Origin of the sequence: Agrococcus sp. ProA11, assembly GCF_039880525.1 — a bacterium.
In the GTDB taxonomy this organism is placed as follows: Bacteria; Actinomycetota; Actinomycetes; order Actinomycetales; family Microbacteriaceae; genus Agrococcus; species Agrococcus chionoecetis.
Window position 1 is genome coordinate 379,496 of the sequence record NZ_CP156989.1, and the last position, 15,722, is coordinate 395,217.

Below are 15,722 nucleotides of genomic sequence, written 5' to 3' on the forward strand. Positions count from 1 at the left end.
CCGTCCGTCAACCGGTCAGGTGGTCTGGCGGCCGGGTTTCCGGCTCGCCGCGCCAGGGAGCCGGTTGACCGACGCGGTCAGGCGCCGAGTGCAGCGTCGACGATCGCCTTCGCCTCCGACTGCACCTGACGCAGGTGGTCGGCGTCGACGAACGACTCCGCGTAGATCTTGTAGACGTCCTCCGTGCCTGAGGGGCGGGCGGCGAACCAGGCTCGCTCGGTGACGACCTTCAGCCCGCCGATCGCGGCGCCGTTGCCCGGAGCCTCGGTGAGCTTCGCGATGATCGGGTCTCCCGCCAGCTCGGTCGCCTCGACCGCGTCGCCCGAGAGCTTGCCGAGCCGTGCCTTCTGCTCGCGCGTCGCCGGCGCATCCACGCGCTCGTACACGGGCGAGCCGAAGCGCTCGGTCAGCTCGGCATAGAGCTGCGATGGCGACTTGCCGGTCACGGCCCGGATCTCCGACGCGAGCAGGCACAGCAGGATCCCGTCCTTGTCGGTCGTCCAGACGGTGCCGTCCCGCTGCAGGAACGAGGCGCCCGCGCTCTCCTCGCCGCCGAAGCCGACCGAGCCGTCGACGAGGCCCGGCACGAACCACTTGAACCCCACCGGCACCTCCCAGAGCCGGCGCCCCAGCGCATCGGCGACCCGGTCGACCATCGACGACGACACGAGCGTCTTGCCGATGGCGGCGTCCGCGCGCCAGTCGGGGCGGTGGGCGTAGAGGTACTCGATCGCCACCGCGAGGAAGTGGTTGGGGTTCATCAGCCCGCCGTCGGGCGTGACGATCCCGTGCCGGTCGGCGTCGGCGTCGTTGCCGGTGAGGATGTCGAACTCATCCTTGCGCGCCAGCACCGAGGCCATCGCGTTGGGGCTCGAGCAGTCCATGCGGATCTTCTCGTCCCAGTCCAGCGTCATGAACGCCCAGGTCGCGTCGACCAGCGGGTTGGTGACCGTCAGGTCGATGCCGTAGTGCTCGGCGATCGCGCCGTAGTACTCCACCGAGGCGCCGCCGAGCGGGTCCGCGCCGATCCTGATGCCCGACGCCTTGATCGCCTCGAAGTCGATCACGCGACCGAGCGCCTGCACGTACTCGTCGCGGAAGTCGTAGAGCTCGATGCGGTTGTCGCTCGACCCCTCGACGGACGCGCGCTTGACGTCGGTCAGACCGCCCGCGATGAGTTCGTTCGCCCGCTTCGCGATCCAGCCGGTGGCGTCGGAATCGGCGGGGCCGCCGTGCGGCGGGTTGTACTTGAAGCCGCCGTCGCGGGGCGGGTTGTGCGAGGGCGTCACGACGATGCCGTCCGCGCTGTCACCTTCGGATGCGTGCTGGTTGTAGTCGAGGATCGCGCGCGAGACGGCCGGCGTCGGCGTGACCGAGCCGCGCGCATCCGCCATCACGCGCACGCCGTTGGCCACCAGCACCTCGAGCGCGGTGCGCTCGGCGGGCAGCGAGAGCGCGTGGGTGTCGCGGCCGATGAAGAGCGGGCCGGTGATGCCCTGCTCGGCGCGGTACTCGACAATCGCCTGCGTGATCGCGAGGATGTGGGCCTCGTTGAACGCCGTATCGAACGCGCTGCCGCGGTGGCCGCTGGTGCCGAACGCCACCGCCTGATCCGGGTTCGTCACGTCGGGGACGAGATCGAAGTAGGCGCGCTCGAGGGCACGCACGTCGATGAGGTCCTGGGGCTGGGCTACCGTGCCTGCTCTGCTCATGACCCCATCCAAGCACCGAGCCCCTGTGACGGCGAGGTCCGGCTCTCGACAGCCCCAGCGGTGAGGAAGTGCCCCATTGCCGCGCTCCCGTGCGCGTGCGACCATGCGACACATGGACGAGCGCAGCAGGGCGCTGGAGGCCGCGCACCGCGGCGCGACGGCATTCCTCGCCACGCTCGAGGATCGACCGGTCTGGCCACGAGCGACGCTCGACGACATGCTCGCGACCTTCGGAGGACCGGTGCCGGAGGAGGGCCTCGATGCCGCGACGGTCGTCGAGCAGCTCGCGGCCGATGCCGGCCCGGGCCTGGTCGGCATCCCCGGCGGCCGCTTCTTCGGCTTCGTGATCGGCGGCACGCTGCCGGCGGCGCTCGCGGCCGACTGGCTGGTCGCGGCATGGGATCAGAACAGCGGCTCCGCGATGCTCACCCCCACCACCGTGGCACTCGAGCGCATCGCAGGGCGGTGGATGCTGGAGCTGCTCGACCTGCCGGAGACCGCGAGCGTCGGCTTCGTCACCGGTGGGCAGCTGTCGAACTTCACCTGTCTGGCCGCCGCGCGGCACGCGGTGCTGGCTCGGGCGGGCTGGGATCTCGCCGATCGCGGCCTGCGCGACTCACCGCCGGTGCGCTTCGTCGTGGGCGCCGACCGGCACGGCACGATCGACCGTGCGGCGCGCTTCCTCGGCATCGGGCGCGCAGAGATCATCGTGGTCGACGCCGATGACCAGGGGCGGATGGACCCGGTGTCGCTCGAGCGCACCCTGGAGCACGGCGAGGGCCCGCTCATCGTCTGCCTGCAGGCCGGCGAAGTGCACACAGGAGCCTTCGACGACCTGAGCGCGCTCATCCCGATAGCCCACCGCAACGGCGGATGGGTGCACGTCGACGGCGCGTTCGGCCTCTGGGCGGCGGCGAGCCCGCGGCTGGCGCACCTGGCCGCCGGCGCCGCGGCCGCCGACTCGTGGGCCACGGATGCGCACAAGACCCTCAACGTGCCCTACGACTGCGGCATGGCCATCGTGCGCAACCCCGCCGACTCGATCGCGGCCTTCCGCACCGGCGGCGACTACCTCGTCTACACCGGCCTCGACCCCTGGGACGTGACGCCGGAGCTCTCCCGCCGCGCCCGAGGCGTGCCGGCGTGGGCGGCGCTGCGCAGCCTCGGCCGCTCCGGCGTCGCCGCACTCATCGATCGGCTGCACGCGAACGCGCGCACGATGGCCGAGGGCCTCGCCGCGATCGACGGTGTGGAAATCGTCAACGACGTGGTCTACACCCAGGTGATGTTCCGGCTCGCGACCGACGAAGCGACGCGAGCGCTGGGGGCCGCCGTGCTCGCTGAGGGCACCGCGGTGGTCACGGGCGCCGAGTGGCGCGGACGTGCGGTGCTGCGGTGCGCGATGTCGTCGTGGGTGACGACGCCGGACGACATCGAGCGGACGCTCGCCGCCATCCGATCGCTCGCCGCGGCCTGACCGGTAGGCAGCAGCGACACGGCCGCGACCCTAGGCTGGGCGCATGAGTCAGCCGCGCGTCGTCACGTTCCTCGGCCCTCGCGGCACCTTCACCGAGGCCGCGCTCGAGCAGGTCGAAGGCCTCGACGGGGCCGAGCGGATGCCGGTCGCCAATGTGGGAGAGGCGCTCGCGGCGGTGGCCGAGGGCCGATCCGACGCGGCGATGATCGCGATCGAGAACTCGATCGAGGGCGGCGTGACCGCGGCCCAGGACGCGCTCGCGGCAACGCCGGGGCTCCGCATCATCTCCGAGCACGTCGTGAGCGTGAACTTCTCGCTGGTCGCGCCCGCGGGCACGCGGCTGGATGACATCCGCGTCATCGCCGCGCACCCGGTCGCCTGGGCGCAGTGCACCGCGTGGCTGCAGCGCGAGCTGCCGGGCCGAGCGCACCTGCCCGCCGCCTCCAACGTCACGGCCGCGGCCGAGCTCGGCGCCGGGCCCGCCCAGGCGGCGCTCTCGACGCCCACCGTCGGCCACTGGGTCGATGGGCTGGAGGTGCTCGCCGACCGCATCGGCGACAACCCCGACGCCGTGACGCGCTTCCTCTTCGTCGGTCGTGCGGCTGCACCGGGGGAGCCGACCGGGGCCGACAAGACCAGCCTCGTCGTCGAGCTGCCGAGCGATGAGCCCGGCGTGCTGCTCGACATGCTCGAGCAGTTCGCGACCCGCGGCGTCAACCTCTCCCTCATCCAGTCGCGCCCGATCGGCGACCGGCTCGGCCGCTATCGCTTCGTCATGGATGCCGACGGTCACATCCGCGACGAGCGCGTGGCGGATGCGCTGCTCGGTCTCAAGCGCTTCTCGCCGCACGTGACGTTCCTCGGCTCCTACGCGCGAGCGGACGGCCACCGGGCGGATGTCGAGCGCCGCTTCACGGACCGGTCGTTCGAGGACGCGCGCGACTGGCTGCGGGGTCTGCTCGCGGGCGAGCCCGAGGCCTGACCGGCCGCGCATCGTCGCGGTCCGCCGCACCCGTGCGGCCTCGCTGCGCGCAGGCTAGACCGCGACGCCCTGGTGCGCCCGGCGGTGCGGCACGCGCACCACGAGCGCGTCCTCGCGCACGACGGCCCGCAGCGCGATCGCCTCGCCCACGACATCGCCGTCGACCTGCACGGCCCGCGGCTCCTCGAGGCGAGCGTGCGTCTCCTTCGCCTGGCCGTAGCCGAGCGCGGCGCCGGTGCGCTGCCGACCGAGGTGCCCCGTGCGGCGCAGCAGCTTCGTGACGATCAGGTTGTTGCGCGCCATGTAGCCGAGCACCTGCATCCAGCCGCGCGCACCCTGCGGGCGGATGAGGGCGATATCCAGCTTCTGATCGTCGACGACCGCATCCGGCAGCACGACGATGCCGTTCGTGACCGTGCCGCAGTTGCCGATCAGCATGGTGTTCACGGTCGAGCGCACGACGCGACCGCCATCCATGCGCACCTGCACGCGCACCTTGTCGAGACCGGAGATCACGCGGCCCGCGGCGTCGGCGTACGCGAGCCAGCCGACCCGCTTCTTCAGATCCTCATCGGTCTTGTCGATCATCTCGGCGTCGAGCCCGAAGCCGACCATGACCGCGAACGCGTGCTGCGAGCGGGTGCCATCCGGGGCCTCGATCTCGAGCTCGCCCAGGTCGATCTCGCGCTCATCGCCCTCGAACGCGGTGCGCACCGCGGTGCGCAGGTTCGTGACGTCGATGCCGAGGTTGCGCGCGAGCAGGTTGCCGGTGCCGGCGGGGATGATCGCGAGGATCACATCCGTGCTGGTGATGGCATCGGCCGCGACGCGCACCGTGCCGTCGCCACCGGCGACCAGCAGCAGATCGATGTCGGCGGCAAGCGCCGCCTCGACCGCGGCCTTGCCCGCGTCATCGGCATCGGTCTCGAACCACACCGGCTCCGACCACTCGATCGGCTGCACCGACTCGACCGCGGAGGCGAGGCGATCGCGGTCCATCTTGACCGGGTTGTAGACGATTCCTGCGCGCATGGTCGAAGCGTACCCCGGGCTTCAGCAGACTCCCTGCGACGTGCGGCGGGGTCGATCCGCGCGCTCATAGACTGGAGGGGTGATCGATCCCCAGCTGCTGCGCGACCAGCCCGACCTCGTCAAGGCAAGTCAGGAGCGCCGAGGCGACCCCGTGGCCTACGTCGACGAGGCGCTGCTCGCCGAGAGCGCCCGGCGCGCCGCCATCACCGAGTACGAGGGCCTGCGGGCCGAGCAGAACGCGCACTCGAAGCTGGTCGGCAAGGCAGCCAAGGAGGATCGGCCGGCGCTCATCGAGCAGGGCAAGTCGCTGGCCGCCCGCGTCAAGGATGCGCAGGCGCGCGTGACAGAGGCAGAGGCCGCCTTCGACGCAGCCGTGACGAAGCTCGGCAACATCGTGCACCCGGACGTGCCCGCGGGCGCGGAGGAGAACTTCGTCACGCTCACCACGCACGGCACCGAGCGCACACTCGACTTCGACGCGCGCGACCACGTGGAGCTGGGCGAGGGTCTCAGGGCGTTCGACATCGCCCGCGGCGCCAAGGTGGCGGGCACCCGCTTCTACTACCTCACCGGTATCGGGATGCGGCTCGAGCTCGCGATCATGCTCATGGGGCTCGACCAGGTGCTGGCCGACGGCTTCACCCCGCTCATGACGCCGACCCTGGTGCGACCCGAGATCATGCAGGGCACCGGCTTCCTGGGCGAGCACGCCGCGGAGGTCTACCACCTGCCCGCCGACGACCTGTACCTGACGGGCACGTCGGAGGTGGCGCTCGCGGGCTTCCACGCCGACGAGATCGTCGACCTCGAGCAGCCGCTGCGCTACGCCGGCTGGTCCACCTGCTACCGCCGAGAGGCGGGCTCCGCTGGCCGCGACACCCGCGGCATCCTGCGCGTGCACCAGTTCAACAAGCTCGAGATGTTCTCCTACGTGAAGCCCGAGGATGCGGAGGCCGAGCACGATCGCATGCGGGCGCTGCAGGAGCGGATGCTGCAGGCGTGCGAGCTCGACTACCGCGTGATCGACGTCGCCGCCGGCGACCTCGGCTCGTCAGCGGCGCGCAAGTTCGACATCGAGGCGTGGATCCCTTCGCAGCAGACCTACCGCGAGCTCACCTCCACCTCGAACTGCACCACGTTCCAGGCCCGTCGCCTTGCCACCCGCTACCGCACGGAGAGCGGCAAGACGGCTCCCGCAGCAACGCTCAATGGCACCGCGGCCACGACGCGCTGGATCGTCGCGCTGCTCGAGACGCATCAGCAGGCCGACGGCTCGGTGCGCGTGCCCGAAGCGCTGCGGCCCTACCTGGGCGGCATCGCGACGATCGAGCCGGTGGCCTGATGGAGCGCCTGCTGATCGGGCTCGACATCGACGGCACCATCGTGCTCGAGGACGACTCGCTCTCCCCACGGGTGGCGGATGCGGTGCGCGCCGTGGTCGACGCGGGCCACGAGGTGGTGCTGGCGACCGGCCGCTCGAAGCCCTCCACGGTGACCACCGCCGAGCGCCTCGGCATCCAGCCGACCCACCTGGTGGCGGCCAACGGCGCACAGGTGCTCGAGCTGCGCGGCGAGCAGTACGCGACCATCCACGTCGAGACCTTCGATCCCGCCCCCGCGCTGCGCACGATCGCGCAGGGGCTGCCGACCGGCTCGTTCATGGTCGAGGATGCGGCGGGCCACCGGCGCTTCACCAACGGCATGATCGACTGGGATCTGGACAGCGCCGAGCAGGTCGAGTTCGAGGAGCTGCTGCACATCCCCGCCATGCGCGTGGTCGTGATGAGCCCCGACCACCACGTCGACGACTTCCTCGAGATCGTCGAGTCGATGGGCCTGCACAAGGTCTCCTACGCGATCGGCTACTCGTCCTGGCTCGACATCGCACCCGACGGCGTCAACAAGGCGACGGGGCTGGAGCGGGTCGCGCGCCTGCTGGGCTTCACCCGCGATCGCATGCTCGTCGTCGGCGACGGCCGCAACGACATCGACATGTTCCAGTGGGTGGTCGCCGGCAACGGTCGTGCCGTCGCGATGGGGCAGGCGCCCGACGAGGTGAAGGCGGCTGCGGGCGAGGTGACGACCACGGTGGAGGACGACGGCCTCGCGGTGCTGCTCGAGGGCCTGCTCGTCCGCAGCTGAGGCCGGCGACGTCGCCAGACCTCCGCAGGCTCCTGGCGGAACGGTCGTGGGCGACGCATCCGCGTGCACCGTAGAATCGTGCGGAGGTCACCTCATGCATGCATGAGCGGCCGATGGAGGGCTGTCCGAGCGGCCGATGGAGCCGGTCTTGAAAACCGGTGGGCAGCAATGCCTCGTGGGTTCGAATCCCACGCCCTCCGCCGCAGTGCCGAGCCGAGCGGAAGGGGTGCCGGATGAGTGGTGAGCGCGCATCGAGCGTCGTGGACACCTCGTCGATGGTGCCCCGCCACGGCCGGCTGCACCGCCAATCCGGGGTCGCGCACCTGTTCCGCTGGCTCGCCCTCGGGCTGGCGGTCGTGCTCGTGGCAGCGGTCGGGGTGGTGGGCGTCTCGGTACTCCGCCTGTCGACCGGCATCGCCACCGTCGACCTCGGCGGCGACGTGCCGCCCGCGCAGGCTGGCTTCGCCCCCTACGCGGGCGGATTCACGATCCTGCTGGTGGGCTCCGACCAGCGGACGGGCCAGGGCTCCGACTTCGGCGAGGACGCCTACGGCGAAGGCCGCCTGAACGACGTGACGATGCTCCTGCACGTCAGCGACGATCACCAGCTGGCGCGCGTCGTCTCCTTCCCGCGCGACCTCGTCGTCGACTACCCGGCCTGCGAGGATCCCGAGACCGGCGAGGTCACGCCGGCCGCCTCGAACGTGCAGTTCAATCAGGGGCTCGAGCGCGGGGGTCTCTCGTGCGTGGCCGAGATGGTCACCGAGCTGACCGGCATCGACGTGCCGTACGCGGCGATGATCACGTTCCAGGGCGTCATCAGCATGTCGACGGCGGTCGGCGGCGTGCCCGTGTGTTTCGCGGGCGAGATCGATGACACCTACACCGGCCTGCAGATCCCCGAGGCGGGCACCTATGAGCTCGAGGGGGAGCAGGCGCTGCAGTTCCTCCGCTCGCGCCACGGCGTGGGCGACGGGTCCGACCTCGCGCGCATCTCCTCGCAGCAGGTCTTCCTGTCGTCGCTCGTGCGCACCCTGCAGTCGGATGCGGTGCTCACCGACTTCACGCGCCTCTACGCGATCTCGCAGGTGGCGCTCGACAACATGACGCTCTCGTCGGGCCTCGCGAACGTCGGCACCATGGTCTCGATGGCTCGCGTGCTCGCGGACATTCCGCTCGAGACCATGCAGTTCGTCCTCTATCCGAACGTGCTGGAGGGCAACCGCGTCTACCCGGACGAGCAGGCAGCCGACGAGCTGATGCGGCGCATCCGTCTCGACCTGCCGATCGAGCTCGGCGAGGATTCGCTGGGCATCGGATCGACCTCTGAGACGCCGAGCCCCACACCGACGCCGGGCGCGCCGGGGGCGGAGTCGCCCGCGGCGACCGAGACGCCGCTGCCGACCGAGACGCCCGGGGGCGACGCCGATCCGACGCCGACGCCGACCGACGAGCTCGACGGCGTGGTCGGTCAGGATGCGTCGCAGGAGTCGTGCGTCGTCCCCTTCGGCGGCTGACTCACCCCCTCGTAGGTCGAGGAGCACGCGGCGCAGCCGCGCGCGTCACGAGACCGAATTCGCCCCCGCCACCCAGCCCGCGCATCCCTCTCTCATCTGTTTGGTAGAGTTGCCGCTGGCCCGTTTCCTGGCGGGCCGAGGAGACGTCGCATAGTCCGGCCGAGTGCACCACCCTGCTAAGGTGGAGTCCCCAATAGGGGACCGAGGGTTCAAATCCCTCCGTCTCCACGCACTCGAAGGCCCCACTCATCGAGCGGGGCCTTCGTCGTATCCGCTGCGGCGCTGCCGACCTCCAAGGCGAGCCCGGTGCGCACCGCGGCGGCCACCACATACGGCACTGGCTACGATGCGTTGGACGCTGCGCCGCTGCAGCCTCCTCGATCGCCCTCACCTTGGATGCCGAATGCTTCGCAGAGTCCTCGCCGCCACCGCTGCCGTCGTGGTCGCCCTCACGGGCGCGCTCACCGCCCCAGCATCGCGGGCGGACGCCAGCGATGCGGTGCAGCTGCCCAACGGATCCGTCGTCATGGTCGAGCACCTCGACATGGTGCGCGACACCTTCGATGCCATCAACGACTACCGCGCCAGCAAGCGACTCGGAGCGCTCCGGTTCGCACCCGACCTGTTCGAGATCGCCCAGAGCTGGAGCGACCAGCTGGTCACCACCGATCGCTTCGAGCACCGGAAGCTGCACTGGAAGCTCTACCCAGCGGGATGGGATCGCGCCGGCGAGATCATCGCGGCGCGCAGCAATGCTGACACCGCGGCGCTCGTGCGCCAGTGGATCAACTCCTCTGGCCACGAGGCGATCATGGTGTCCGACGCGACCGTGATGGCCCCCGGCATCGCGTTGGACACCGACGACGTCGCCAAGTACTTCATGTACGGCACCGTGAACTTCGGCAGGTACGACGCCGGCGAGATCCCGATGTACAACTCGATCGACGCGTGGATCGCGGCCGGCGGCACCACAGCACGCGACGACGTCGTCGGCGACGTCACGAGCGCCACTGCCGCGTCCGACGGCACCATCACCGTCAGCGGATGGGCGCTCGACTTCTCGTCTCGCAATCGCTCCTCCACGGTCCGGCTGACGCTCGATGGGCGCAGCAGCGCCACGGTGACAGCCGACCGCACGATCGAGCCGTGGGGTGCCGGGGAGTGGCGGCTGGGTCATGACTTCCGCTGGACCGTCGCCGCAGACCCGGGCGCGCGGCATGAGGTCTGTGCGGTCGCGCAGAACAGCTTCGGGCCGGGTCAGCACCGCAACCTCGGCTGCAAGAGCGTTCTCGTGCCGATGCCGGACCCGGAGATTCCCAGCGAGCGAGTGGCCGGCGCGAATCGCTACACGACCGCGGTCGCCATCTCGACCCGCTACAACGACCCGGCGGAGGTGAGCACCGTCTACCTCGCCACCGGGGAGAAGTACCCGGATGCGCTGTCGCTGGCGCCGGCAGCGGCGCAGCCGGGCAACGCCCTGCTGCTGACTCCGCGCGCGGAGCTGGCGGCGTCGGTGGCCGCCGAGCTGCGCCGGCTGGCGCCGGAGACGGTCGTCATCGTCGGCAGCGAGCACTCGGTCTCTGCCCGCGTCGCCGAGCAGGTCGCGGCCGCGCTGCCGTATGCGGAGATCGCTCGACTCGCCGGCGCGAACCGCTACGAGACCTCGGTCATGATCGCCGACCACGCCTTCCCCGCGGCAACCCTCGCGTACGTCGCCTCCGGGCAGGTCTTCCCCGACGCGCTCTCGGCCGCGCCGGTCGCGGCGGGGCGCAACGCGCCGGTCATCCTCACCCCCGCAGCGCAGCTGCCGCAGGTCGTGCAGGACTACGTCGCGAACAGCAGCCTGCGCGAGCTGATCATCGCGGGCGGCACGCCGAGCGTCTCCGCTGGAGTCGCGAGCCAGCTCGAGGCGCAGCTCGGCTTCGTACCGCAGCGCATCGCCGGCGCCAACCGCTTCGAGACCAATCTTGAGTTGGCTGCGACGGCGAACAGCGGCGTGCAGGTCGAGGTGCTGCTGGCATCCGGTCTGAACTTCCCCGATGCGCTCGCGGGCGCCGCGGTCGCCTCGAATGCGGGCCCGTTGCTGCTGGCTCGCACCGACTGCGTCCCGCGCGAGACTGTCGCGGTCATCCACGACGAATACCTGCCAGAGACCCTGGTGGTCCTGGGCGGCACGGCCACGCTCCGCGACACGGTGGCCGACCTCGTGCGCTGCGCCTGAGCACGCGGCCGAGCGGCACTAGAAAAGATTGTCAGCGGAGCGCACCCTTCTACCGCTAGTGTTGTTGAGGTGCAGGACGGATCTTGTTCTGCGCTTTTGAACGCAGCTTCGGCTGCATTGCATTGATTGAAGGAAATATGGCAACCGGCACCGTCAAGTGGTTCGACTCCGGCAAGGGCTTCGGCTTCATCGCTCCGGACGACGGCGGCAAGGATCTGTTCGCTCACTACAGCCAGATCCAGTCCAACGGCTTCAAGACCCTCGAAGAGGCTCAGGCAGTCGAGTTCGAGATCGTTGAGGGCACCAAGGGCCCGCAGGCAGCGGACATCCGCCCCCTGTGAGTCTCGTCGCGCCGCATGCGGCGTGACACGATTCGCCTCACGGCCAGTGATCATGTAATCTGATCGCTGGCCGTTTGGCCGGGCGCCCGTAGCTCAACGGATAGAGCATCTGACTACGGATCAGAAGGTTGGGGGTTCGAATCCCTCCGGGCGCGCACTGTGTTGAGACAGTCGGAAGGCCACTTGCGAGAGCAGGTGGCCTTCTTGGTTTCCGCACCCGACCGTCGTCCCCACCCGTGGCGCTATGCCAGGATTGCGCCGTGCTGCAGCGCAGAGACGAGTGGTTGACGGCCGGCGGCGTCTACGACGGTGACGTCGTGATCCATCCGGTCGCCGGTGACACCGTCACGATCGTGATGATGATGCAGCTGCGCCCGATGGAGATGTGCTTCGTGTCGGGAGTCGTGGAGTTCGACCCTCTCGACAGCAAGAGCCTCAACGCGATCGATGACGCTGGGCAGGGTGAACTCGTGATCGACCCCAGCGACGCGATCTACCGGATCTGGCGCTATGTGCCGAATAAGCGCCGCTGACCGCAGAGCACCAGCAGGCAAGTCCGAGTGGGCTCAGGCGCCTTCGGTCGACGTGACGCACTCGCAGCCGGGGTGCCCGATGCTCCGGCACTCCTCGGAGTAGGCGCTCAGCACGGCGTGCTCGAAGACGAAGAAGTGTGGGGAGATCAGTCGCTGCACGGGCCCCGGGAGGCGGGCGGCCGCGCGATGCAGCGGGTTGCCGACGGTGAGCTCTGCGGCATGCACGGCGACGTACAGGATGGTGATGAGTGAGAAGAGCGTGAAGCCCTGCCCCTCGGGGTTCAGCACGGCGGTGAGCTGCAGCAGGATGACGAGCGCGAGCACCAGGTGGATGAGCGGGGCGCGTCGCAGTCGCGCTCGCGCCGCCTCGCGACCGAAGTCGGTCGAGGCGAGCACGGCAGTGGCTGCAGCGATGCGGTGTGCTTCCTCGTGCGGGGTGTGCTCGATGGCGGCGAGACGACCGATGCGCTCGGCTCGCTGCACGTACTGCTCCAGGACCGCGAAAGCGCGCTCGCTGTCCGAGTCGTCGGCCTCACTCATCGAGATCTCCCTCCCCGTCAATCCTCTCGCAGTTCGGCGCCGGATTCGACCGCGTGCGCGCCCGAGAAAAGCCGAAGCCGCGGTGCCGACTCGGGAGTCGGTACCGCGGCCGCGGGTTCGTGCAGGTCGTTACATAATGATGTCGTCATCGCCGGTGATGATCGACATGATGATGTCGTCATCGCCGCCGAGCGTGACCAGCAGGTGGGTGGGAAGTTGCTCGTATCGCTTCATTGCTCTCCAGTCGCCGTGCAGGGATCCCCGCTACTTCCGTTTATAGCCGGTAGCAGCAAGGACGTCTAGTGGAAACTTTGCCACATCGGCAGTCAGTTCTCTAGCGTCGCGGATTCGAGCGAGATCTCCACTCCTGCGAGCGCCTGCGAGACGGGGCATCCCTGCTCGGCCTGACCGGCGAACTCGGTGAACTGCTCCTGGTCGATGCCCGGCACGCGCCCGCTCACGCTCAGCACGCTCTTGGTGATGCCGGTGCCCGCGACGAACGTCACCTTGGCGCTCGTCGAGAGCGACTCGGCGGTGTGGCCTGCCTCCGAGAGGATGTTCGACAGCGCCATCGAGAAGCACGATGCGTGCGCGCCGGCGATGAGCTCCTCCGGTGTGGTGCCGCCCTGCGACTCCGCGCGGGCCTTCCACGACATGTCGAAGCTGGTGCCGGCGCCGAGGGTGGCGGTTCCGCTGCCAGTGGCGAGGTCTCCGCTCCAGGTTGCGCTGCCGTTCGACGTGATGGCCATGGTTCCTCCTTGAATCGCGTCGACGCCCGGATCGGCTCGACCTCCTCAGGCTAGAGCGGTCGAATCTGAAAGGACAGGGAGACCGCGATGACGTGCGCCGTGCGAAGATTGACGCATGACTGAGAAGCCTGAGATCGACGCACCCGAGGGTCCCGCACCCACCGACCTGGAGATCACCGACATCACCGTCGGCGACGGCGAGGAGGCGGTGACCGGCAAGCAGGTCAGCGTCCACTACGTGGGCGTGACGCACTCCGGGGGCGAGGAGTTCGACGCCTCCTACGGCCGTGGCGCACCCCTGGAGTTCCCGCTCGGGGTGGGCATGGTCATCAAGGGCTGGGAGCAGGGCATCGAGGGCATGCGCGTCGGCGGACGCCGCAAGCTCGTCATCCCGCCGCACCTGGCCTACGGCGAGCGCGGCGCGGGCGGCGTGATCGGCCCGAACGAGACGCTGATCTTCGTCTGCGACCTGGTCGCAGTCAAGTAGCAACAGCCGTTCTTCAACCGGCCCTGTGGTCTGGCGGCGCGTGCAGCGCCTCGCCAGACCACAGGGCCGGTTCGGCGTCGGGGGTGGCGCGGTCTAGAGGGCCCTGCCGGGGTTGAGGATGCCGGTGGGATCGAACGCGGCCTTCACGGCGTGCTGCAGCGAGAGCTGCCGCTCGCCCAGCTCGTCGACGAGCCAGCGACGCTTGAGGATGCCGACGCCGTGCTCGCCGGTGAGCGTGCCGCCGAGTGCGATGCCCGCGGCGAACACGTCGTTCGCGCAGGCCCAGATCGCCTCGCTCGGCTCGGGGCCGTCGAAGACGAAGGTCGGGTGCAGGTTGCCGTCGCCCGCGTGCGCGGTCGTCGCAAGCCGCACCCCATGCCGCTCTGCCGCTTCGTGGCAGGCGCGGAACATGTCCGCCAGCCGCGAGCGGGGCACCGAGACATCCTCCACCAGCACCGAGCCGAACGACTCGAGCGCGAAGTGCACCTGCCTGCGCACCTGCACCAGGGCATCCGACTCCGTCAGGTCGTCCGTGCGCTCGACCCGACCGCCGTGCGCTGCGAGGATCTGCGCGACCGTCTCCGAGGTGGCATCGGCACCGAGGTCGTCGGTCTGCACCAGCACGAACGCGCCCGACATCGCGCGGCCGGTGTAGGCGGCGAGCATCATGACCGCATCGCGGCCGACGAGCTCCATGATCGCCGGCCGGATGCGCGCGGCGGTCACGGCGGTGCAGGCGGCAGCCGCGGCGGCCTCGTCCTCGAAGAACGCGCCCACCGTCCAGACCGCGCCCTCCACGAGCGGACGCAGCTTGAGCGTCGCGCCGACGATGATGCCGAGCGTGCCCTCCGAGCCGATCAGCAGCGCGGTGAGGTCGAGGCCCGTGACGCCCTTCACGGTGCGGTGGCCGGTCGAGATGCGGCTGCCGTCGGCGAGCACCACGTCGAGCGCCAGCACCCATTCGCGGGTGACGCCGTACTTCGCGCACAGCAGCCCGCCGGCGTTGGTGGCGATGTTGCCGCCGACGGTGGAGATGGCGCGGCTGGCAGGGTCGGGCGGCCACCAGAGCCCGTGGGTCGCGAGGAGCTCGTTGAGCTCGGCATTGCGGATGCCCGGCTCGACGACGCAGGACTGGTCGATGACGGAGACGTCGAGCACCCGCCGCATGCGATCGACCGAGAGCACCAGCTCGCCCGCGCCGGCGATCGCTCCGCCGGCGAGCCCGGTGCCCGCGGCGCGAGGCACGACCGGCACGCTGTGCTCGTACGCCCAGCGCATCGCCGCCTGCACGTGCTCGACGCGCTCGGCCTCGACGATCGCGAGCGGCGCAGAGACGGAGCGGTGGCCGGACTTGTCGGCCCGCGCGGCGTCCAGCGCCGAGGCATCGGTGACGACGACGTGCGCCGGCAGCGCGGCGCGCAGGAAGTCGAGGCTCATCGCAGCAGCAGCCCGTCCACGACCTTCCAGGCACCGGGCTCGCCCGAGAGGCGCACCGAGTGCGCGTTGTCTGGGGTGTCGCTCTCGATGCCGGTGACGTGGTCGATGAATGCGCGGATGAGCGTGCCGTGGGCGACGATCACGAGCCCCGGCAGGGGATGCTCGGCAGCGATCTCCTCGATCGCGGCAACGCCGCGCCGCTGCAGGTCGGAGAACGACTCCTGGCCAGGCCAGACGTTGCCGAACGCGCCGATGGCCTGCTCCTTCGTGAGCCCCTCGGCGGCGCCGTAATCGCGCTCGGCGAGGCCCGGATAGCGACCGAGCACCGTGATCCCGAGGGCCTCCGCGATGATGTCGGCGGTGACGGCGGCGCGTCGCAGCGGCGACGAGACCACCGCGTCCCAGCTATCGTCGGCGAGCAGCCGGGCGGCGGTGCGCGCCTGCTCCAGACCCGTCGCGTTGAGGGCGATGTCGCTGCTGCCCTGCAATTGGCCGGCACGGTTGTAGTCGGTCTGGCCGTGCCGAACGAGCGCGATCTCCATACCCCGAGCC

General features: G+C 70.3%; 15 protein-coding genes and 3 tRNA genes. 12 read left to right on the top strand and 6 right to left on the bottom strand.

Features of this window, described 5'->3' with window-relative positions; all coding sequences use genetic code 11:
• Nucleotides 1-77: 77 nt before the first annotated feature.
• Nucleotides 78-1,712 (bottom strand): phosphoglucomutase (alpha-D-glucose-1,6-bisphosphate-dependent), encoded by a 1,635-nt coding sequence (pgm, locus tag ABG090_RS01775; RefSeq protein ID WP_347755861.1) that lies wholly within the window; start codon nt 1,710-1,712, stop codon nt 78-80.
• A 112-nt stretch (nt 1,713-1,824) separates the two neighbouring features.
• Here pgm and ABG090_RS01780 point away from each other — a divergent pair, with 112 nt between their 5' ends.
• Together ABG090_RS01780 and pheA are read left to right on the top strand one after the other, a co-directional pair.
• Nucleotides 1,825-3,189, top strand: a complete 1,365-nt coding sequence (locus ABG090_RS01780; protein ID WP_347755863.1) for an aminotransferase class V-fold PLP-dependent enzyme — start codon at nt 1,825-1,827, stop codon at nt 3,187-3,189.
• 43 nt (nt 3,190-3,232) lie between these two features.
• Nucleotides 3,233-4,171, top strand: a complete 939-nt coding sequence (gene pheA, locus ABG090_RS01785) for a prephenate dehydratase (RefSeq protein ID WP_347755865.1) — start codon at nt 3,233-3,235, stop codon at nt 4,169-4,171.
• Nucleotides 4,172-4,225: 54 nt separating this feature from the next.
• On the opposite strand, the gene ABG090_RS01790 is transcribed toward pheA, so the two are convergent.
• Nucleotides 4,226-5,203, bottom strand: coding sequence for a diacylglycerol kinase family protein (locus tag ABG090_RS01790; RefSeq protein ID WP_347755867.1), 978 nt, complete (start codon nt 5,201-5,203; stop codon nt 4,226-4,228).
• Between the two features lie 79 nt (nt 5,204-5,282).
• Here ABG090_RS01790 and serS point away from each other — a divergent pair, with 79 nt between their 5' ends.
• The 9 genes from serS to ABG090_RS01835 all read left to right on the top strand — a co-directional run bounded on the left by serS (nt 5,283) and on the right by ABG090_RS01835 (nt 11,957).
• Nucleotides 5,283-6,545 carry a serine--tRNA ligase gene (serS, locus tag ABG090_RS01795; protein WP_347755869.1) on the top strand — a complete coding sequence of 421 codons (1,263 nt, stop codon included), beginning with the start codon at nt 5,283-5,285 and terminating at the stop codon, nt 6,543-6,545.
• The gene (locus ABG090_RS01800) at nt 6,545-7,345 is read left to right on the top strand and encodes an HAD-IIB family hydrolase (protein ID WP_347755870.1); all 801 of its coding nucleotides are present in this window, start codon (nt 6,545-6,547) and stop codon (nt 7,343-7,345) included. Before serS ends, ABG090_RS01800 begins: the two co-directional genes overlap by 1 nt.
• A gap of 115 nt (nt 7,346-7,460) precedes the next feature.
• Nucleotides 7,461-7,545: transfer RNA gene (locus ABG090_RS01805), tRNA-Ser, on the top strand.
• A 33-nt stretch (nt 7,546-7,578) separates the two neighbouring features.
• Nucleotides 7,579-8,862, top strand: a complete 1,284-nt coding sequence (locus ABG090_RS01810; protein WP_347755872.1) for an LCP family protein — start codon at nt 7,579-7,581, stop codon at nt 8,860-8,862.
• A 139-nt stretch (nt 8,863-9,001) separates the two neighbouring features.
• Nucleotides 9,002-9,090 (top strand) — tRNA-Ser (locus ABG090_RS01815).
• A 175-nt stretch (nt 9,091-9,265) separates the two neighbouring features.
• Entirely contained in the window at nt 9,266-11,083 is a 1,818-nt protein-coding gene (locus tag ABG090_RS01820) for a cell wall-binding repeat-containing protein (RefSeq protein ID WP_347755874.1), read from the top strand.
• Between the two features lie 137 nt (nt 11,084-11,220).
• Nucleotides 11,221-11,424 (top strand): cold-shock protein, encoded by a 204-nt coding sequence (locus ABG090_RS01825; protein ID WP_072314408.1) that lies wholly within the window; start codon nt 11,221-11,223, stop codon nt 11,422-11,424.
• 82 nt (nt 11,425-11,506) lie between these two features.
• Nucleotides 11,507-11,579: transfer RNA gene (locus tag ABG090_RS01830), tRNA-Arg, on the top strand.
• Nucleotides 11,580-11,684: 105 nt separating this feature from the next.
• Nucleotides 11,685-11,957: a hypothetical protein gene (locus tag ABG090_RS01835; protein ID WP_347755876.1), complete on the top strand. Its 273-nt coding sequence runs from the start codon at nt 11,685-11,687 to the stop codon at nt 11,955-11,957.
• A gap of 33 nt (nt 11,958-11,990) precedes the next feature.
• Here ABG090_RS01835 and ABG090_RS01840 read toward each other — a convergent pair whose 3' ends face one another.
• Together ABG090_RS01840 and ABG090_RS01845 are read right to left on the bottom strand one after the other, a co-directional pair.
• A complete protein-coding gene (locus tag ABG090_RS01840) occupies nt 11,991-12,497 on the bottom strand; it encodes a hypothetical protein (RefSeq protein ID WP_347755878.1) in 507 nt (168 codons plus the stop codon).
• Nucleotides 12,498-12,823: 326 nt separating this feature from the next.
• Nucleotides 12,824-13,246, bottom strand: a complete 423-nt coding sequence (locus ABG090_RS01845; RefSeq protein WP_347755880.1) for an OsmC family peroxiredoxin — start codon at nt 13,244-13,246, stop codon at nt 12,824-12,826.
• Nucleotides 13,247-13,361: 115 nt separating this feature from the next.
• Here ABG090_RS01845 and ABG090_RS01850 point away from each other — a divergent pair, with 115 nt between their 5' ends.
• Nucleotides 13,362-13,733 (top strand): FKBP-type peptidyl-prolyl cis-trans isomerase, encoded by a 372-nt coding sequence (locus ABG090_RS01850; RefSeq protein ID WP_347755882.1) that lies wholly within the window; start codon nt 13,362-13,364, stop codon nt 13,731-13,733.
• Between the two features lie 93 nt (nt 13,734-13,826).
• Here the strand turns inward: ABG090_RS01850 and ABG090_RS01855 are convergent, their stop codons facing one another.
• Both ABG090_RS01855 and ABG090_RS01860 read right to left on the bottom strand, forming a co-directional pair.
• Nucleotides 13,827-15,170 (bottom strand): FAD-linked oxidase C-terminal domain-containing protein, encoded by a 1,344-nt coding sequence (locus tag ABG090_RS01855; protein ID WP_347755884.1) that lies wholly within the window; start codon nt 15,168-15,170, stop codon nt 13,827-13,829.
• Complete coding sequence (locus ABG090_RS01860; protein ID WP_347755885.1) at nt 15,167-15,712, bottom strand: histidine phosphatase family protein; 546 nt, start codon at nt 15,710-15,712, stop codon at nt 15,167-15,169. Before ABG090_RS01860 ends, ABG090_RS01855 begins: the two co-directional genes overlap by 4 nt.
• Nucleotides 15,713-15,722: the final 10 nt, after the last annotated feature.